Raw genomic sequence first — 19,846 nt, 5'->3', positions numbered from 1 at the left:
TTCTATTTTATAATATTCTCAAAATTTTCTAGCCATATATCTGGAGCAAACCTTTTGTGAAAAAGTTTTACACTATTTTCCTGCCAAGATTTAAAGTTTACTATTGCTTCTTCAATGGAGTTTATTAATTCCTTATACATGCCATAATAAAACTGATCATTTTCTAAATATTGTTTTGAAAAATCTTTTATTCTTATATCTACACAATTGATAACTTTTTCACCATTTAATAATGTTGGTTTTAATATAGGATGATGTAATAACTTACCATTAAAATTGTTTTCAACAATCTCAGATGTTGCATATGTATCAATACAAATCAGTCCTAAACCAAAAGAAAGTGCTTCCAAAAGAACAACTCCAAAAGATTCATGTAGGGATGGTAGAATCAATACATCACTTTTGGGATAAATTTCATCAAATAGCGTCTCTCTTGATTGAGGTGGAAGAAAAATAATTCTTGTGTCATCTTCATACTCATGTATAATATTATCTTCTATATTTGATATAAAAGTCAGACGAATATTTTTGGCACTTACTTTTGAAAAAGCCTTTAAAAGTTCTGAACCACCTTTTCGACGGTAGTCAAAACCAACAAAAACAAAATCTATTATGTCATCTTCTTTTACTTTTCTTTTTATTATATTATCAGACATATAAGGATAATTCAAAAAACTTTTCTTTTCTATCTCTTTTCCATAAAGTTCTATCGCATGGTTTTTACAAGTATTTGACATAAAAGTAATTTTTTGCGCTTTTAAAAGCTTGTCTTTTATTTTTTGCTTATTACGTTTAAAATTATCGATATGATAATATGCTGGAGTGTAAGGGTTATCCAACTCTAATATAAAAGGTTTTTTATCATCTTTTGGAAAAGCACCCCACATATAGAGACAATCTGCTTGTAATGCTATTTGATTGTCTACCTTTTGTTGGTTGATCAATTTTTTAGAAACTTCAAGTTTAAGTTTGGAAATAAAAGATGATGTATTGTTATAAGTTTTAATAGAACTTTGTTGTTCTATACCTTTTGGAAGAAGAACATTGCATACAGGATGTGCATTCTTAGGAGTATCCCACATCCTCTCTCGCGAGTTTGCTCGTATATTAAAATAAATATTTTTCATTACTAACCTTAACTATCATTATGAAAAATATCACGAGTATATATTTTATCTGCAACATCTCTTAAAATATCTTCCATCCTATTCACTACTATCACATCAGAGATTTTTTTAAATTCATCTAAATTTTTAATTACACGAGAATGGAAAAACTCTTCATCTTGAAGTACAGGTTCATAGACAATAACTTCTATCCCTTTTGCCTTAACTCTTTTCATTATACCTTGTATAGCTGAACTTCTAAAATTATCCGAGCCACTTTTCATCACAAGTCTATAAATTCCTACAACTTTGGGGTCTTTTTTCAAAATACTCTCAGCGATAAAATCTTTACGTGTACTATTTGCTTTGACAATTGCCTCAATCATATTACTTGGAACATCTTGATAATTTGCCAATAATTGCTTTGTATCTTTTGGCAAACAATATCCACCATATCCAAAACTAGGGTTATTATAGTGTGAGCCAATTCTAGGATCAAGTCCTACACCTTTAATAATTTGCTCAGTGTTAAGACCATGTGATTCTGCATACGAGTCTAATTCATTGAAGTAAGCTACTCTCATAGCAAGATAAGTATTTGCAAAAAGTTTAATTGCCTCAGCTTCAGTAGAATCAGTAAAAAGAATATCTATATTTTCTTTTAAAGCACCTTCAGCTAAAAGGTTTGCAAATACTTCTGCTCTTTTTGATTTTTCCCCAACAATTATACGAGATGGGTAAAGATTATCATAAAGAGCTTTCCCTTCTCTAAGAAACTCTGGAGAAAAAATAATGTTGCTTGTTCCAAATTCTTCATTTAACTCTTTTGTATACCCAACAGGAATAGTTGATTTAATCACCATTATTGCATCTGGATTGATTGCTAATACATCAGAAATTACATATTCAATCGATTTAGTATTAAAATAATTTGTATCTGGATCATAATCTGTTGGTGTAGCTATTATTATATACTCAGCATCTTTATACGCCAACTCTTTATCAAGTGTTGCTAAGAAGTTTAAATCGTTACGAAGCAGATACTCTTGTATTTCTTTATCTTCAATAGGTGATTGTTTATTGTTAAGCATCTGTACTTTTTCTGGAATAATATCAAGTGCTACTACTTCATTGTTTTGTGCGAGTAAAAGACCATTACTTAAACCTACATAGCCTGTTCCTGCTATCGCTATTTTCATCTAATTCTCATCCTCTTTATACCCATCAGGATTGTTACTTTGCCATCTCCAACTATCTATACACATATCTTCTAATGTTTTAGTAGCTTCCCATTGCAAAATCTCTTTTGCATAACCTGGATCAGCAAAACATTTTGCGATGTCTCCTGCTCGTCTTGCGACTATTTTATATGGAATCTTTTGAGAAGAAACTTCTTCAAAAGTTTTTACTATATCTAAAACAGAGTATCCTTTCCCTGTTCCAAGATTCACTATAAGCGGTTTTTCGTTCTTTATACCAGCAATGTATTCTATCGCTTTTACATGAGCATTTGCTAAATCAACTACATGGATATAATCTCTTACTCCAGTTCCATCATGGGTATCATAATCTCCGCCAAATATATTTAAAAACGCTCGTTTACCCATTGCAACTTGAGAGATATAAGGCATTAGATTATTAGGTATTCCATTTGGATTTTCACCTATCAATCCACTCTCATGTGCACCAACAGGATTAAAATATCTAAGTAACACCACATTAAATGAGTTATCAGAGATGTAAATATCTTCTAAAATTCTCTCAATTATGTATTTAGAAGTTCCATAAGGATTAGTTGTAGTGCCAATTGGAAAGTTTTCTTTTATTGGTGTTGTATGTGGATCACCATACACTGTTGCAGATGAACTAAAAACAATTTTTTTACAATTAAACTCTTTCATCACTTCAAGAAGTCGTAATGTACCCACAACATTATTATCATAATATTTCAACGGTTCTTCAACAGACTCTCCAACAGCTTTTAATCCTGCAAAATGGATAACACACTCTATCTTATGATTTTCAAATACTTCTGAAAGTTTTTTAGTATCTCTTATATCTCCTTCTACTAAGAAAATATTTTTAGAAATAATTTTTTCAACCCTTTTTATCGCTTCTTTTGATGAGTTTGAAAAATTGTCATATACTACAAAACTGTATCCAGCTTTATCAAGCTCTACAAGAGTATGACTACCTATATAACCTGTTCCACCTGTTACTAGGACACTTTTCATACCTTCAAACTCTTTAAATTGAAATCATTTCGTTAATTTCAAGCCCAAATCCACCAAGACCTATAAAGTCTGTGTGTTTCATAGAACTAATTAGGTTCATTTTTGAGATACCAAAATGTTTTATGATTTGCGCACCAATACCAAACTCTTTTGGTATTGAATTATCTTGATGATGTGTTTTATTTATAAATACCAAAAGTCCACTATTTTGCTTTAAATACTCTATCGACTTTATAAGATGGTTGTATTTTTCTTGATTTAAAAGTAAATCACAATCTGATATAACATTATGAACGCGTACATTTGCAAGTTCTTTTGGTGTGTAAAAAGCAATTGCGGTATGTGTTATCCCATCATGATCGGCAAATGTATGACGTTTTACTTTTACTCCAAAAAATTCAGTATCTTCTACATCTAACTCTTTTACAAGTGATTCATTTGCTAAACGATACTCAACGATATCAGAAATAAACACCGTATGTAAATTATGTTCTTTTGCAAAAATATCAAGATCATCACGTCTTGCCATCTCTCCATTCTCTTTTATAATCTCACAAATTACACCTGCTTCATTAAGCCCTGCTAAACGGCACAGATCAACTGACCCCTCTGTGTGCCCAGTTCGCACAAGTGTACCGCCCTCTTTTGCTATTAATGGAAAAATGTGTCCTGGACGAACTAACTCTTCACTTTTTGAAATTGGATTTGCAAGAATTTTAATCGTGTCATCCCGCTCTTTTGCTGAGATTCCAGTTGTTGCAGTAACAGCATCCACTGAAACTGTAAATGCAGTTTCGTATGAAGATGTGTTTGCACTTACCATCGGATTTAATTCAAGTCTATTTGCAATCTGTTTTGACACTGCAACACAAATGAGCCCACGTGCATGTGTAGCCATAAAATTAACATGTTCAGGTGTAGAAAATGCAGCAGCATATACTAAATCCCCTTCATTTTCTCTATCTTCGTCATCACACATGATGACCATATTTCCTTTTTTTATCTCTTCTATAGCTTTTAAAACTCTTTGAATAGGTGTCATAATTTCTCTTTAATTTTATTGTGTACATTATATAGAAAAAATCATTAAGAGTAGCTCAAAAAGAAATTTGACAATTTTATCTTTAAATCCTTGACATAGGTAAAAAAATTGTCTATAATTTCGGCTCACAAACACCTAGTGCCTGTGAAAACACCGCGGAATAGAGCAGTTCGGTAGCTCGTCGGGCTCATAACCCGAAGGTCACTGGTTCAAATCCAGTTTCCGCAACCAAATAAGTTTTTTACTCTCATATTGGGGTATCGCCAAGCGGTAAGGCCTCGGTTTTTGGTACCGATATTCGGGGGTTCGAATCCCTCTACCCCATCCACCTTTTTTCCCTAAAATAAGCACTTTACTTAAAACAAACTCTAAAATATACAACAGATATACAACATTTATACAACTTCAGAAATTTCATCATTATATTTAAGAGTACTTAAAGCAATATCATTAGCAATAGCAATAGCCTGATTTAATTCATAAATTTTAGTTCGATACATATTGCTTGTATAAAAAACTTCCATTGCATTTTCTTCAGGTTTTAATTCTACCTTTTCAACCTGATAACTCTCAAAAACACCATTCAGTATCTCACGGTCGAATATAAACTTTGCTTCTTTGATTCTTGTATGAGTAGTTGGTTTAGCAAAGTGTTCAATATTATCTTTGATCTGTTGTTTAATTTGTGAGTCTTTATGAGTATGGGCATATGCTTTATAAAATGCTTGAATCGCCTTTCTGTCAAATGTCAATGATTCTACATTCTCTTTTTCAAAAATAAAAAGACCCTCTATCTCCATTCTCTCCAATACTTCATAGATAGGCACTTCTGAAAATCTTATTTTTTCAAGTATATCAGGGTAGTTGGCACATAGATGACTATACATTTTATCTATCTTTGCTTGTGTAGTATGATAAAAATTAGAAGTCCTGAATAGTTTGAACTTTGAAAAATATCTTTTAAATTGCATAAAAAATGAGCTTTCTTTTGTATCAGTGTTGTACTCTTTAATCAGGTATTTTGAAAGGTAAGTTGCTCCTGTTGCTTTTTCTCTGTCAATCACTTTTAAATCTTGTCCTTTTACTTGATCTGGCGATAAATCTTTCAAGTAGTTGTCCCAAGCCCTGTAAAGGTTTTGAAGATGGACTTCATTACAGTAAAAAAGCACGTGCAGATGCAGTGTCAATGATTTATGAGGTTCAAATATCATAATGAAGTCAAGTTTCTCTTTTTCTTTGCTTCTTCTGTTTAGTGTTTTCATATAATGGTAGAAAGCCCTGAATGTCGTATTTAGTTCTTCATAGGAGTTTTCAATGAACTCTTCCAAGTTAGCGTTTTTATTGATTTCCAGCAGATTGGTAAATTCTCCAAGGACGATATCTACACTTTTATCTTGTTTAACATATTTTCTGTAGGTGTTATCAACTGTTAAAGTAAGCATTACAGGTGTTTTCTCTTTGTTTTTGTTATCGATATATTTTACCTTTGCCAGTTTTTTAAAAGAATACTTTGAGTCCATTTCTTCTATAAAGCGAGTATTTCCTTTGTGGTGGTGCATTTCCAAATTATTTGATGCTGCAATGATTTCACTATCGGTTGAATAGACATTTACAGCCTTTTTATAGTTATAAAGTGACTGCTCGGTGATTTTGCTTTTAAAGTTCTTTGCTAAGTTCAGTGTTTTAAAATCAAATAGATTCTCATTAGTTTGTGTATTGACTGTATGAGCAATGTTCTTTATGAAAAACATTTCACTCTTGTAGCTTTTATTTGTATAGCTGTTTTTTATCTTTTGGACCATATCTATAAAATTGTGTGCTTTTGCAGGTTCAAGGTCAAGTTCATTTATAAATTTATTTAGCAGGTAGATAGTTTTTTGCTCTACTGAAACATTGTGCTGATTGGCTATTTTTAGTATTTGTCTTCTTATGCTCATGTATAGATTATAAGAATTGAGAAAAAAATTATTTTATTTTTTCAGAGAATTTATAAATTTGTGATCACAGTTGGTTATAGTTATTCAAGACAGATTTGCTATCGCAAATCTTCAAACTAAACCAACTTGCACTAATGTGCCAAATTGTGCTTTGCAGCACTATCGTGCTTAGACCCAATTTTTCCATTGTTGGCAAGTTGTCAATTTAAAGTTAATTGAAATCAGTGTAGATTTTGTTATCATACTCTATGTAGCCGTCTATCTCCAAGTCTCTCTGGATTGCTTGATAATCAATGTAGTTGTACACTTTGCTCTCTTCTGGCACTTCAAGATACAGTTCAATGAACTCTTCAACTGCTTCGTCCCACTCATTATATGTATAAACATTTTGAAGGGTATCACTGTCTATGTTTTGCAGGTCATAGCCGTGATAATTGAATAGAAATTTTAGTTTTTCAATCTCCTCTTGGCTCAATTCCTGCAATAGTTCATTTAATGCTTGTAGTTTTTCAATACTTTGGGCAATGCTGTCAAGGTTGATTCCTTCATCACACTCCCAATCAACTATCTCAAATTCTTCAGCATCTACTCCATAGTGATAGCCATTCTCTTTTAAAACAATGGTTGCTTCTTCAAGAATACTGTGTATTTCACTCTCAAAGTCCTCTACATTGATCCATTTGCCAACCGGCACTGCATTGTTATAAGTTGATAGTTCTTGTATATATATTCTAATCATAAAAATCCTTTAATAGTGTATTTAGATGATTATAATAATGTGGGGGAAAACATGGTTTTATTAGCTTCATTATGTTATAAATAATGAAATTTTTAAAGGGAGGAAAAAAGTGGATAAAATGTTTTTAGAATTTTTTGAAAACTATGGTCGACAAGAAACAGCATTAAAAACTTACAAAGCCTTACTGAACTTTATTAAAAAAATTAATTTTGACAAAAAAAGTCAATATCAATTATTGAGTGCGGATGCATTTGCCAACAGTCATATTATTTATGACGGTGTAGATTTTTTTAAAAGATTTTATAATTTTGATGTTAATGGAGCACAACTTCAATATGCCCTCTTTATTCCATATATAATGGAAAAATTTATAGTTTTTGAAGAAGAAAGGGCATCAGAACAATTATTTTATCAACCTAACATATCTAAAATCTATAATACATTTAGTGAGCTAAACAATTTTTCTAAATCAGATGGCGAATTTTCTATGTCAAAATTTATGTTTATGATGTCATACGAACAAATGTATATACAAGACAATCAATATACAAGTTCTATGTTAAGATTGATAGATTTGTATAAAGACAATCCTGAAGTTAATGAATTTATAGTCAATAAATTTGGAATTACTTTGAATAAATTAATTTTACTGCATTGGGTCTTATTCTCATATATCACTAAAAATAAAAAAACAAAGGTAGATCTTTCAATCAGTGAATTCGCAATGTTCGCAACTGGTAGTAAAGACTTTACAATTTCTCCAGAGGAAGTGGAATTATTTTTAAAATATCTTCTTATTTCAAAAGAGGAATTCAAATCACACTATCTTAATCTTCGAAAGGATAAAATTTCAGGAGAGTTTATTAGTTATGACAGATTAACATATCTTGACAGATATCTTCCGCGAATAAGTTATTGGTATCCATTGATTCAAGCAGATACTAATATGATGCTTGTATCTTATACTTCACTGTTACAATTTTTAAAGTTTGACAGATTGTATTCCCTGATATATCACAATGATCATATTAAAGATTTTCAATCAAGAATACATGGACACAGTGTAACAAACTATATTCAAAATTACGCTAAAAAGCAGATAACAAATGCTGAAATATATGGAGATGAAAAATATACAGTTGGAAGAAATCAATATGATGCACCTGATATTATTATTGAGTTTGATACATATGTATTGATCATAGAAGCAAAATCTAAGCCTTTTGATTTAGTAAAGGCTATTACAGATTTTGACAATTATGATTTTAAAAAGATAGAAGCAGATCGAGAAAAATCTCTTAAAAATATCGATCGATATTTGGAATATCAAAACTCATTTTCAGGTAAAAAGCTTTATAGATTTGTCTGTTATTTTTTTGAACATCCTGTAATGTTATCGGATATGGATGACATTTATGATGTAGAACGTATTATGATTACAGATATTATTTCCATTGAGCATTTACTCTCTATTAAAAGTGAAACTCACGATAAGGTATTGGATAAGTTTTTAGACAGCAGAAAAACACACCAAACTTCATCAATAAGTCATTTTTGTATAAGTCACTATGGTGAAGAGCTGGATAATAACCATGATGAATGGGAAGCATTTATTAAATCATTTTTGAAGTAATAAAGCATTGTAAAGATCTCTTACAAAAATCCCCAGCAGTTTATCTCTATCCATTGAGTAGATAGTGATAAGCCTCAGATAGTTGGTATAGCCCTCTTTGATATGCTGTTTAACAAGCTTTCTCAAATGAGTGATCTCTTGTTTGGTTAAAGGGATTTGCAGTTCTTTAATCTCCTGCGCGAACTGGTAATTCTCTTTTAGAATGGCATACTGTTCTTGTGTTATCTCCATAATTTACACCTTATAAAATAATATAAACTGATTCACCGCATCTTGCAGGAACAGCAGGTTTTGGTTTAGGACTGTTTTGAATTGCTGCGTTAATCTTTTTTCCTGGACCTTTACGTCATGCAGTGCTTCATTGTAGATACTTTCAACAACCAACTCAAAGTTTGAAAATTGAGGGCTAAATCCTCCATTTATAGCGCTTTGTGTAAGCAATTCTTTATTCGGTTTTTCCAGTTGAAACAATTCCATTGACTCTATTTGATAGTTTGTAAAGATAATTTTTGGAATGTTTAGAATGGACTTCTCTTTTAAATATGCACTGGCAAACTCTATATGTAATATTTGAATTTCAGGCTGATTATTTGTTCGCCCCATATGAAATTGAATTTTGACACCAAGAGCATTCAATACACCAAGCTGATGCCTGATTGCTCGATCATTGTAAAAACTGTTTTCTATTTCTCTTGTCATAATAACTCCTTGCTTCCCTACAGTATAGAAGTTATTTCAGAGATTCTAAAAAATTTGCTTCATCATTTGCAGAAGTTTCAGTTTTTGCAGTTTTTTTTGCGTGAATAGCTTTGGCTATTGAAATTTTAGGTTTTTCTTTTTGCTGTGCTATCGGTTCTATGGGAGTTATCTTTTCTTGTGTAACAGTTGTTTCTTCATTTGTTGGTCTTGGCAGTCCTAAATCTGATGCTATGTTTTGCAGGGAGTATATTGTGTCGTCCTCCTGACCAGTTTGATTTAAATCCTGCACCATCTCTTCATATACTGCTTCATAATGTGGTTTTAGTTCCTGCTGTAAAGATTCATTGGTTTGAGAGTTTATTTCTATCTCCTCAATAAAGTTGTCAGGCACATAAAGACTTCTTACTTCATAGATTGTATTGTCAGCTTCATTGATCACTACATTTTTCCCAATGTCATATTTAGTGGGGAATACACCTATCTCATTTAGCTCTTCAACAGGCTTGATACTTCCCACCTGCAGATTAGAACCTAACTGATGGGCTATTTTTAATTTAGTATTGTTTTTCATACCAGATGAAAGTCCACTGGCACTGGATAGATACGATTGTGTGGAGTAAAATATTTTAAACCCTTGGCTTCTACCAGTTCTAAGCAGACTCTCCAAGTAAAAAGAGATCATATCCTGCATTTTTCTCTCTTCCTTTGTGGAGGGGATATAATCCAGTATCTCAGCCAGTTCATCAAATATCAGCACTATAAAATCAGTTGAAAATTTCTTTTTTTTGTTTGCTTTTAAATAGCGCATCCTTGCTTTATTGATAAAGTTCAGTCTTTTTAGTGCTTTGTAAAGTGCCACTCTGTTATCGTCAAATACCTCAATTTTGCCAGTTTGGAATTTATGTTCTAAATCTTTTATTGGTTCAGCCTCAATCCCGCCTTTAAAATCTATCATATAGAAGGCTTCTATCTTGTCAAAGTTGGCAAATATACTATAAAGGTATTGGTTCATACTGTTTGATTTACCACCACCAGCCGATCCAAGATTGGCACTCCCTTGTGGAATGTCACTGAAATTTAGGTAACGTGGAAGGTATCTGTTTTTAATCAGATCCTGCTTATTGTATTCTTCCCCTATTAGTGGTAATCCAATGCCAAGAAACAGTTTGTCAGGTTTTATAAAATTCTTGACCTGTAATTTAGACAGCTCTTCAATGGAAGGGAACTGATCACTGTATTGAATAATGACGCCATTCTCTTTCCAGCGTTTGAACTGCAGACTCTCTTTTTTCAGCATTTGGGTAAGGTTTTCCTGCTGGGCAATAAAGGTTTTGAAGTTGTTTTTTTGACCCTTTTTAAATTTCAAATATATGTTTTTACCTTTTCTTTTGTGGTAGTAATACTGGGATAAACCAACACTTGAAAGAATTGCCTGAAACTTTGAGGCTTTACTCACTCTATAAATCATATAGAGTGTTGGCACAATAGCAACTGTCAATGCTGTGCCAAGAGTGTAGATATATTTGCTCTCAAGGGATATTTTGTTAATGACAGCATTGTATATTGTGTCATAATGAAATGAAAAAAACTGTTGATAAAACTCTATGCTACTCAATGCAGGTACTATCTCGTTCATTGGCATATTTTCAAATATGTATGTAATAAACAGTGCAGTTATAAATAGTGTGAAAAACAGCAGTGCAGAGTATTGGCGCAGTTTTACAGTGTCAATAATGCCGTTGCTGTTGTAAAAGTTCAGCTGATATATTTTATCAGTGGGAGTGTCTTGTTTAGAGTTCATATTTAACTCTTCAATAAAACAGGGAGGACCCTGCTTATTTTACTTTGATTTTTGAACAGAAATTATTTTTACCTATCTGCTGCAGATCAAGGATTACAACCTCTTTGTTTTTTAACTCCTGAGCTTTGGCAAACGTGCTTCCATGAAGTGTTATTTTATGCAGTGTAGAAAGTGTGTCATTGACAGTTTCATATAGAAGTACTGCTTTATCCTTGTCAAGCACCTGTTGTCTTTTACGAGAATCATATTTTACAGCTGGAAGCACATCTTTGACTGTAAAGCTGAATACTTTAAAAAGCTGATAGCCGTTTTCCACTGCTTTATCTATGGCTTTTACATTGTCTGCACTATATACATAACGCTCTACTTTATTAAAGTCATATTGACCTTCTGCTATTTTTTTATATTGGGCTGTTTCTTTTACATCAATGATTTCAACTGCTTTGTTTAACAGACTTTTAGCAAAACTCTCACTAAATGGCTTCTCTTGTGTGATACGGATAGACTTATCAGCATAGTCATTATATGTAACTCCACCCACTGTTTTTTCTACTATCTCTTGAAATTTTAGTTGCAATGATCCATTCTCATGTATCTTGTAAGATTTCACTACACCTTGGATTTTCACTTTGAACCAATCTTCAAACTCTTGCTTGATCTCTTCATTGCCCTCAATTGAAGAACCTGAAAATAGGTTCTCTTCACTGTAAATGTCATTTGCTTTTTGAATATTTGTTTTTAACTCTGGATTTTTTTCCATATTTGATTCCTTTTAATTAAGTTTAATTTAAGTATAAGAGAAACTCTCTCTTTTTTGAAAGTTTTTCAATGAATTTTGAAATTTCTTACTTCTGGTTCAGATCTGTTAGTAAAGACCTGAAGTATGTACATATTTCTGTTGGTATTGTTCTTGTGACTCTTTTAGAAAATGAAGAAACAATAATTTTTTCTTTGTAAAGGTCTGCATAAGAGTAGCTTGACAGATCCAATGTCATATTTTCAAAATCTATCCCATACACATTATTTTGTAGATAGTCTATAACCGTTTCATTGTTATAGTGCTTCTTTAACTTATACAATTCTCTGTTGGCAAATTTGTTTAATTCAATTTTATTCATGTTTTTTCCTTGATATTTTTGTGAAGCTTAATAAAGCTTGTATCTTATACAAGTTCCTATTCCCTGTATATGGACCTTCTCAGGCTTATATGCTTAGGATACTTGCTTATCTTTGTTAATCCAAGTCCCCTCTATATATTGCTCTTTACCATTTCTAAGTGTTCTGAAATGACCTTTTCTATAATGTTGTATTGGAGAACAGTGTGAAGAGTGTTTGCCATTTTTTCCACTGACATATTTAATACGGTATGCATTATTGATTGAAGATTCAAAAAGATTTGTATTTGAAGCGCCTTCATTATTTTTGTATTGAGCTTCATTATCCTCTTGAAGTGTATTGGCAGGTTTTAGGACAACTTTTGATATGCCTTCTTTGAGTTTATCAACTAAAGCCACTGCTTTTGGGTTATTTGAATCTGCCTCCAAATCAACAGCACCTGTCTTATAGAGATATGCCAAGATTTTGAGAGCTGACTGTTTTTTAGATATATCAGTATATTTTAGAACCACATTTTCCAAATACACTATGTGCAACAAAAAATCCTCTATAATATATAGTGATAATTCAGTTGGGATAAAAGCTTTATAAAGAAAGTCCTCTAAAGTTTCTTTTATCTGAGCGTGTTCTATGTAGCAACCTTTGACATACTCTTTATCTTTTAACCTATCTGTAAGGTATGAAACAGCACTACACTGAACTCCAGTTAATTTTTCAGATACACTAAGTGCAACCTCTTTAAAACCACTTTTCATTGTAAGGATAATACCTTGCTCTCTTAATGCAACTGCAATGACTTTAAGAGATATATCAACTGGGTCTTTTCTACCACTGAAAAGCTTTCCAAGAAATTCAAAATGTTCTTCTGAAAGTTTTGTGCGTAATGCATTACGTATCGTGCCTTTGTATTTTTTTGGAGGCATAAGACTGATTTTGGTGATGTTGTGATTTTGTCTTAAAATTTCTGTGAATTGATTTTTAGCTTGCATATATTTGCATTCCTTTAATAAGTGTTTAGGTTAAAAAAGGTTTGAAGGGGTCTCAGGTATTCTCTCTTGGAATATCCAGCGGGTTCAACAAACAGGACTAAATTGAAAGGTTTTGGAGACAAGCTCCTCAGAACCTTTATCAAAAAGGCTCCAAGCAGATTGTTAATTAAACTAATCTTCTTTTAAAAATGATATTTTTAACTGATTATTAACTATGGACAAACCATAGTGTTTGCAGTCATTATCTTGCATACCTTGTTGTATAAGTTGGAATATCCTTACAAGATCTTCTCCAAATTTATTAGAAGCAGTAATGACCATTTCAGAACATTCTGCTGAATTCAGTAACTTTTCTGAAACATTTTTTGAGACTTCTTGAATTAGCGAACTCATAAACCATATCTGTTGAATACCTATATACTCATTATCAACTGTCTCCATTTCTACTGAGGTAGCTGATTGTATATGCTTAATAGTCAGATCTTGTAAAATTTCTTTGAATTGGTGCGTAAATGTATTTTGCATTTTGTGTATTTCCTTTTATAAATATATTTGGAGACAAGCTCCTCAGAGCCTTCACTATAAAGGCTCCAAGCAGATTATCTTGATTAGCAATCTACAATTTCTATGTCTTCATTCTTATGCTCCTATCTTTAAAGTTGAATTAGTGTCTGCCACTGCTGCAGTATTAAAGTACTCCTTTGGGATAAGGTTTTTCAGTATTGCCTCTATCACTCCCACATACATAGAGTTGCCTATCTGTTTTCTTGCCTGTGAGTTGGAGACAGGGAACTTGTAGTCCTTGTTGAAGCCTTGAATCTGCTTCATTTCATTCTCAGTCAGATATCTGTAAAGATTGTTCTTTTGGTCATAGAACTTGATTTTTGTGTTTCCAGCAAGAAAACAAGGGGAAATCCCTGTTGAAGAAATCACCTTCTTGTCATACTCAAATTTTAAGTGAGGGAATACACCTACCTTGTGAATATCAGTTGAAACCTTTGGAGTGAATGGCTCCATTAAGCTGCTGTCAAAGAGATACTTTGAAAAATCAGTTCCTTCCTCAATGTAGTTATTGACACAGTTTGAGACTCTTTGTGGTTCAGGAAATATGAACTCCTGCTTAATATCATTTCTAATGCCAATCACAAAGAGGCGTTCTCTGTTTTGAGCAGCACCATAGTGTTTGGCATTGAGAACTTTCCAAGATATTTTGTAGCCAAGCTCTTCAAAGGTTGCCTTTACAATCTTGAATGTATTACCCTTGTCGTGGGATACCATTCCTTTGACATTTTCAAACAAAAAGTATTTTGGTCTGCTGTGCTTAATGACTTGGGCACCATAAAAAAATAGTGTTCCCCTTGTATCTTCAAAGCCACCTCTTTTACCCTGCATTGAAAAACTCTGGCAAGGACTCCCAAAGGGAAAAAAATCAACTTTTGGAAGGTTTTTATAATCCAGTTGAGTGATATCTTCAAAGACATTATTTACAGCGTGATTAGCTACATATGTAGCTCTTGCATACTTGTCAATCTCAACCATATACTCATTTATGTGAGCAATGTTCAGGTTTTTAAGTGCCTCTTCAACTGCTCCAATTCCTGAGAATGCAGTGCCTGTGTGGAGTACTCTTGGCTTATAATCAACATTGTTGACAGCCAAGATAGTGTTTTGGTTTTGTTTTTTTGGTTTTTGTGTATTCATTAGAAATCCTTTAATGATAAAAGCAGAATCTGCATTTCAATGTTCTTGGGAAGAACACCTTGGGCTGTCATTTAAGGGTTTAGAGCCAGTTTAATGATTGGCTGTTTGAAAAGGTTTCCTTTTTAAGTTGACAACATTGTAGTGAGGAGTTTTTCACTGAATTTATGTAAATTCAATTATTTTAAAGATGTAAATTTCCCTATTTTTCGATTATGAGAGGTGTATTTTCTTAAAAATAATTACAATATTTTGCTCATTTCAGCATTTTGATGAATTTAATTGTTTTTTTGTTTCTAATCTAAAAATGCCTATTTATCGGAGAAAGAAATACATAAAATTTTTAACATTTTTTTCATTGAATTTTTCAGTCTCTATTTATTGGGATTTTAACTATAATTACACTACAATACACTACATTATAATATTTGAGAAGAGTATGGATAGTAATAAAGAAAGAAAGATTGTCTTTTACAGTTTAATCAATGGCGTTGGAAATACAACTATCGCCTATCAACTTTCACGCTTATTAAGACTTCCCTTATATCAAGATCAGAAGAATGATTTGGTCTTCTTTTTAAAAAATAAGCTTAACAGTTCACGCTATGTAGTAAAACAGTTAGATGAGTTAAATGCCACAGATTATAAAGAAGGTGCTGTATATGATCTCAAGGAGGCTAACAAGAAAATCTTTGAATTTGCCACAGATATAATGGTGCTGACAAACAACAGCTATATTGATATTCTAAAAACAATCGCTACACTGCAAAAAATCCAGTCCCTCGTATACGACAAGAACAAACCTATACATGTGGTGTTCAACAGACTACAGAATGGCAATGCTTCAAGAGAGAAAAAATACACCAAGGTCTCCAAGGAGATGATCTTAGCAAATGTTAAAGATATGAATATTAAATTTTCTTACATACGATCCAATCTCATTTATTATACGGAAGTGAGTGAAGGTCGCTTCTTCATGGAAAGTTTTTTTAACAAGAATTATGAATTGTTAGAAAAATACCCAACCATTCAGGATATGGAATATACAGAATATTTAGAGATGTTTTATGACTACCAATATGAAGATGCTCCTTATGATTTTCAATTGTATGAATGCTATTATGAAGATCTTTATAAGGACAGAGTAGAAGCGGCCTATGATTATAACCGACATCATGGCAATAAAAAGAGAAGAAAGAGGACTACACCCGATGGAATCAATGAAGAGATAGCAAAGTTAAATTTCCATCAAGAGAATATACGACTCAGCAGAGCTTCTATCCGTGATATGTATTCACTGCTATATAAAATGGGCATTTATAATAAAGAGATGTATGAATGTTTTTCTTGTGAAAATGGCTATTCATGCTGGAAACGTACTGCCAGAGAAAATAGAACAACCAATAAGTTATCAGCCAGTGAGAGTAAGTGTAAAAAAATAAGAACATATATAGAGGAGAATTAATATGTCAATTGATCGAAACTATGAACTTGATTCTATAGCCAATGAGTTTATTAACAAGCAAAAAACTACAAAGCAAAGTGGTTTAAACCCCGCTAATCACAATGTGGCTACTAAAAGATATGCCAAGCTTAGTTTGTCTCTTACCAACAAGGAAAAAGAGCAGATAGAGGCATATAGAGATGCCAACTATCCACGATACTCTATCTCTTCTATGATTTTGGCTATTTTAGATAAAGAGAGAGTCTTTGACGAGGATTCACAAAACTCCATCAGTAATTCTAAATCATAGATAGGGTCTTTAATTATACTGTTATCTCTTTTCTCTTGCACACTCAACGTATGTAATTACTTTACAGTAATTTGCCTTACACATTCTACCAGTTAAAAGTTGTGTAGGATTTTTGGGCTCCGAAGAACTTGTAAGAGAATATTCATATCCATTTGCTCTACAGATAGCATCTGCAACAGGTTTATCACAATTTTTTGCCCATGTATAACATCTATCTACTGGATAACCTTGTTTTGTTGTAGGATTTGTAAAGACTTGCTTTTCAATTACCTTTGGTTTAGGTGCACTACAACCAACTAACAACAATGTTGTCGCTAAAACACTAATTACTGATACTTTTTTTTAACATGCTTTTTCCTTGTGTATAAATTTACTTTTTACTGATATTTTTGATATTTACTGTCCAAAAATGATCATAGCTATTTCAATCCAGAAATACAGTTTCCGTTTCTACTTGCTTTTGGAACTCTATCTTTTAACCAACACATAGCTTTAGGTCCTTGAATTGTATTAGGTTTTACATATGTCCAAGCAACACATCTATCATTCTTATCGCAAGCTTCTTGACACAATCTTGGATCAGCATTATCCATTGCGAATTTTGTGAAATCTAAACCTTTTCTATCAACATTATTTTCAAATGTTCTACTACTTTGTGGTTTTGGTGCACTACAACCAACTAACAACAATGCTGTCGCTAAGATACTAATTACTGATACTTTTTTTAACATTTTTTTCCTTTTTTCATAAATTTACTTTTTACTCATATCTTCTGTATCTACAGAGGCACCCATTCCACAGAAGTAACTACAATCACCACTCACTTCTAAATGAATCGCATTTGCAGATTTTGCACTTATGACCATTTTACAATTTTGCTCTTCATATTGAAGGACATTTCCTTGCTTTTGAAAAGTACCATCTATCATACACATATTCATACCGCCATTATCTGAATCATAACTAAACTGCATGTTTTGTTTAATAGATAAATTTCCATTGTTACCTTTGTAGTTCCCTGCTGTAACACCAGCAAATGCTGATGAAACAACTAAAGATGCTGTTAATGTAGCTAATAGTAGTTTTTTCATTTTTTTCCTTTATTTAATTGGTAAAACCATATATTGTTTACCATTTGTTATAAATATATTTTCATTTGACAACTTAATATCCAAGGCTTTAGCATATTGCATTTCCTTCATTTGAAGAGGTAATTTCAGCTCATTTGTTTCAGCAGAAATTAAATTAACATGAATGACTTTCGCATAACTTTTCATTGCTTTACCATCTTTTTTCATTTTGACTATATAGCAATGTTTATGATCAGGAGTTTCAAAAAAGAAATATTCTGTTTTAGGATCTAATTTTGTCTGGAAAAATGGATTTTCTAAAACTTTCTGATCTGCATTAAATTGGCGAAGAGTTATTACCCGATTACCATTTATATAATCTTCTGACTGTAATATACTTGATGTTACAAAAGATTTTTTGCTGGGATATGGATTTGGAATTTTTTCTACTTCTTGAGCAGTAAAAGCATCATCAATTGTAATACTATTTCCTCTGGAATCTGCAATGTAATTATCAGCGATTCTTTTCACATAGAAAGAAAGCTTGGTATTTAACTGTTGAGAAATAAATTTAGAAACGTCACCGGCAGAAAAAAATCTATTATAGTGTACATCGCTAACCATATATTGTTTATCTTTCCAATTCTCTTCTTTTAGATCAGACAGCCTTATACCTTTGACAACAACATGAAAGTCAGTTGGTAATGCTTTTTTTATTTTCTTTAGAAAATCTTGATGTTTTCGTTGTGTATTAAAAGCAGAGTCACCTAATTTCACAGCTTCATCAACCAATTTTCCATATGCAGAAATTTGAAAAAAAACTGCCTCTCCATTTTTATCTGTAGCTTTAAAAGTAGCAATTGGAAGTACATTTTTCTTACCTGTAGGCAATAAACAAACTTTATTTCCCTTGTGCTTTAATATATCATATATATGGATATATCTGTTTGAAAAAATATTTCCTTTGGTATCATATTCCAGGTATGTACCTCTTATTAATTTATTGCTTTTTTTGTCTTGTACAATAAAATATCTATCCCCATTAGAAAATGAATAACGTAATTTTTTCTTTTCAATATCATATACATTAGTTTTATTATTTGAATCTATTTTATATACTTCAGATGACCAAAGATCAAAAGATTTGTCTTTTGATACTATTTGATTCTTTCCATCCATATCAATAACTTCTTTATAGTTATATCCTGTAAAAATGACTAATGAATTATCTCTAAAATATGCATGTGGTGCCTCTTTATACTCTTTTTTAAAAATATCCTTATTTGAAATAAGATCTCTAAAAACTATAGTATTTTTATCTGTATATACTAATCGAGTTAATTCATTATTTGTTGCCCATCCAGACGTTAAAGGTTCCAAAACTGTTTTAGGCTCAGCAATTTTCTCATTTTTTTTGATAAAGACAAACATATCATCTAACAATGGACCAAAAGATACATTAGCAGATCGTGATACTCTAATGGCATATTTAATTGTTCTCGTACCTTTTGGCAGTTCCACAAGTCTTTCTTTTTTTTGCCATTCAGTGGTTGGATCTTTTAATTCTAAAACTTTTGTGAGAATTGGTTTTGCATTAGCATCAAAGAACAGTAGTTCAATACTTGCTTGTAAAGTTTTATCTTCTACGAAAGATTTATGATATCCTCCAAAATCTACGCTGTAAAGTCCTTGATCAACACTATTTAGATCAAATCCTCTATCTTGCAGATTAAAAGATTGACTTAATGTATGTCCATTCAGTGCCTTTTCTTTTAAATGGTATAAATAGTAATGTCCGGCATATGGAGAGATATATTCATTTGCCCAACTTGTTTTACCATTACTTACATCCCAAAAATAAGGTTTGTAAGTACTGTTGATTTTCTCAAAACCTGGGTTTTGTAACTGATTGTCAGTAATACTAAGATGTTTCGGTTTTGGGACCACTGGTGCTGGTTTGCTACAAGCTGAAAATATTGTAAGGAACAATAATATTATGCTAACTGTCATTTTTTTCACAATATAGTC

Annotated in this window: 21 protein-coding genes and 2 tRNA genes; 5 read left to right on the top strand and 18 right to left on the bottom strand. The window is 32.0% G+C overall.

What is annotated here, in order from left to right:
• Nucleotides 1-2: 2 nt before the first annotated feature.
• Genes ACQY56_RS02205 through ACQY56_RS02190 form a run of 4 tightly spaced genes read right to left on the bottom strand, consistent with a single transcriptional unit; the run spans nt 3 to nt 4,382 of the window.
• Nucleotides 3-1,127 carry a glycosyltransferase family 4 protein gene (locus ACQY56_RS02205; protein WP_428737644.1) on the bottom strand — a complete coding sequence of 375 codons (1,125 nt, stop codon included), beginning with the start codon at nt 1,125-1,127 and terminating at the stop codon, nt 3-5.
• Between the two features lie 8 nt (nt 1,128-1,135).
• The gene (locus tag ACQY56_RS02200; RefSeq protein WP_428737645.1) at nt 1,136-2,305 is read right to left on the bottom strand and encodes a nucleotide sugar dehydrogenase; all 1,170 of its coding nucleotides are present in this window, start codon (nt 2,303-2,305) and stop codon (nt 1,136-1,138) included.
• Complete coding sequence (gene galE, locus ACQY56_RS02195; RefSeq protein ID WP_428737646.1) at nt 2,306-3,340, bottom strand: UDP-glucose 4-epimerase GalE; 1,035 nt, start codon at nt 3,338-3,340, stop codon at nt 2,306-2,308.
• Between the two features lie 13 nt (nt 3,341-3,353).
• Nucleotides 3,354-4,382, bottom strand: coding sequence for a bifunctional 3,4-dihydroxy-2-butanone 4-phosphate synthase/GTP cyclohydrolase II (locus tag ACQY56_RS02190; RefSeq protein WP_428737647.1), 1,029 nt, complete (start codon nt 4,380-4,382; stop codon nt 3,354-3,356).
• 154 nt (nt 4,383-4,536) lie between these two features.
• On the opposite strand from ACQY56_RS02190, the gene ACQY56_RS02185 reads away from it, so the two are divergent.
• Nucleotides 4,537-4,613, top strand: a tRNA-Met gene (locus ACQY56_RS02185).
• 22 nt (nt 4,614-4,635) lie between these two features.
• A tRNA-Gln gene (locus ACQY56_RS02180) sits at nt 4,636-4,710 on the top strand.
• A gap of 67 nt (nt 4,711-4,777) precedes the next feature.
• On the opposite strand, the gene ACQY56_RS02175 is transcribed toward ACQY56_RS02180, so the two are convergent.
• A complete protein-coding gene (locus ACQY56_RS02175) occupies nt 4,778-6,319 on the bottom strand; it encodes a hypothetical protein (RefSeq protein ID WP_428737648.1) in 1,542 nt (513 codons plus the stop codon).
• A 211-nt stretch (nt 6,320-6,530) separates the two neighbouring features.
• Entirely contained in the window at nt 6,531-7,058 is a 528-nt protein-coding gene (locus tag ACQY56_RS02170) for an antirestriction protein ArdA (protein WP_428737649.1), read from the bottom strand.
• 109 nt (nt 7,059-7,167) lie between these two features.
• On the opposite strand from ACQY56_RS02170, the gene ACQY56_RS02165 reads away from it, so the two are divergent.
• Nucleotides 7,168-8,691 carry a hypothetical protein gene (locus ACQY56_RS02165; RefSeq protein WP_428737650.1) on the top strand — a complete coding sequence of 508 codons (1,524 nt, stop codon included), beginning with the start codon at nt 7,168-7,170 and terminating at the stop codon, nt 8,689-8,691.
• Here the strand turns inward: ACQY56_RS02165 and ACQY56_RS02160 are convergent.
• The 8 genes from ACQY56_RS02160 to ACQY56_RS02125 form a co-directional block, all read right to left on the bottom strand.
• Nucleotides 8,677-8,922, bottom strand: a complete 246-nt coding sequence (locus ACQY56_RS02160; protein ID WP_428737651.1) for a hypothetical protein — start codon at nt 8,920-8,922, stop codon at nt 8,677-8,679. The genes ACQY56_RS02165 and ACQY56_RS02160 overlap by 15 nt on opposite strands.
• 3 nt (nt 8,923-8,925) lie before the next feature.
• Nucleotides 8,926-9,390 carry a hypothetical protein gene (locus ACQY56_RS02155; RefSeq protein ID WP_428737652.1) on the bottom strand — a complete coding sequence of 155 codons (465 nt, stop codon included), beginning with the start codon at nt 9,388-9,390 and terminating at the stop codon, nt 8,926-8,928.
• Nucleotides 9,391-9,421: 31 nt separating this feature from the next.
• A complete protein-coding gene (locus ACQY56_RS02150) occupies nt 9,422-11,191 on the bottom strand; it encodes a hypothetical protein (RefSeq protein ID WP_428737653.1) in 1,770 nt (589 codons plus the stop codon).
• Nucleotides 11,192-11,225: 34 nt separating this feature from the next.
• Nucleotides 11,226-11,951: a hypothetical protein gene (locus ACQY56_RS02145; RefSeq protein ID WP_428737654.1), complete on the bottom strand. Its 726-nt coding sequence runs from the start codon at nt 11,949-11,951 to the stop codon at nt 11,226-11,228.
• Nucleotides 11,952-12,036: 85 nt separating this feature from the next.
• Complete coding sequence (locus ACQY56_RS02140) at nt 12,037-12,309, bottom strand: hypothetical protein (RefSeq protein ID WP_428737655.1); 273 nt, start codon at nt 12,307-12,309, stop codon at nt 12,037-12,039.
• A gap of 93 nt (nt 12,310-12,402) precedes the next feature.
• Nucleotides 12,403-13,296: a hypothetical protein gene (locus ACQY56_RS02135; protein ID WP_428737656.1), complete on the bottom strand. Its 894-nt coding sequence runs from the start codon at nt 13,294-13,296 to the stop codon at nt 12,403-12,405.
• Nucleotides 13,297-13,467: 171 nt separating this feature from the next.
• On the bottom strand, nt 13,468-13,821 hold the full coding sequence (locus ACQY56_RS02130; protein WP_428737657.1) for a hypothetical protein: 354 nt from the start codon (nt 13,819-13,821) through the stop codon (nt 13,468-13,470).
• Nucleotides 13,822-13,935: 114 nt separating this feature from the next.
• Nucleotides 13,936-14,997, bottom strand: coding sequence for a DNA cytosine methyltransferase (locus ACQY56_RS02125; RefSeq protein ID WP_428737658.1), 1,062 nt, complete (start codon nt 14,995-14,997; stop codon nt 13,936-13,938).
• A 436-nt stretch (nt 14,998-15,433) separates the two neighbouring features.
• Here ACQY56_RS02125 and ACQY56_RS02120 point away from each other — a divergent pair, with 436 nt between their 5' ends.
• Together ACQY56_RS02120 and ACQY56_RS02115 are read left to right on the top strand one after the other, a co-directional pair.
• Nucleotides 15,434-16,459 (top strand): hypothetical protein, encoded by a 1,026-nt coding sequence (locus ACQY56_RS02120; protein ID WP_428737659.1) that lies wholly within the window; start codon nt 15,434-15,436, stop codon nt 16,457-16,459.
• A gap of 1 nt (nt 16,460) precedes the next feature.
• Entirely contained in the window at nt 16,461-16,748 is a 288-nt protein-coding gene (locus ACQY56_RS02115; protein WP_428737660.1) for a hypothetical protein, read from the top strand.
• A gap of 21 nt (nt 16,749-16,769) precedes the next feature.
• On the opposite strand, the gene ACQY56_RS02110 is transcribed toward ACQY56_RS02115, so the two are convergent.
• The 4 genes from ACQY56_RS02110 to ACQY56_RS02095 form a co-directional block, all read right to left on the bottom strand.
• Nucleotides 16,770-17,054: a hypothetical protein gene (locus tag ACQY56_RS02110; RefSeq protein ID WP_428737661.1), complete on the bottom strand. Its 285-nt coding sequence runs from the start codon at nt 17,052-17,054 to the stop codon at nt 16,770-16,772.
• 113 nt (nt 17,055-17,167) lie between these two features.
• Entirely contained in the window at nt 17,168-17,479 is a 312-nt protein-coding gene (locus ACQY56_RS02105) for a PAN domain-containing protein (RefSeq protein ID WP_428737662.1), read from the bottom strand.
• Nucleotides 17,480-17,500: 21 nt separating this feature from the next.
• Nucleotides 17,501-17,839, bottom strand: a complete 339-nt coding sequence (locus ACQY56_RS02100; protein ID WP_428737663.1) for a hypothetical protein — start codon at nt 17,837-17,839, stop codon at nt 17,501-17,503.
• A 9-nt stretch (nt 17,840-17,848) separates the two neighbouring features.
• Complete coding sequence (locus tag ACQY56_RS02095) at nt 17,849-19,837, bottom strand: hypothetical protein (RefSeq protein ID WP_428737664.1); 1,989 nt, start codon at nt 19,835-19,837, stop codon at nt 17,849-17,851.
• Between the last annotated feature and the right edge of the window lie 9 nt (nt 19,838-19,846).

It is taken from the genome of Sulfurimonas sp., assembly GCF_050296975.1.
Classification (GTDB): Bacteria; Campylobacterota; Campylobacteria; order Campylobacterales; family Sulfurimonadaceae; genus Sulfurimonas.
This window is presented reverse-complemented; position numbering and strand designations above follow the sequence as displayed.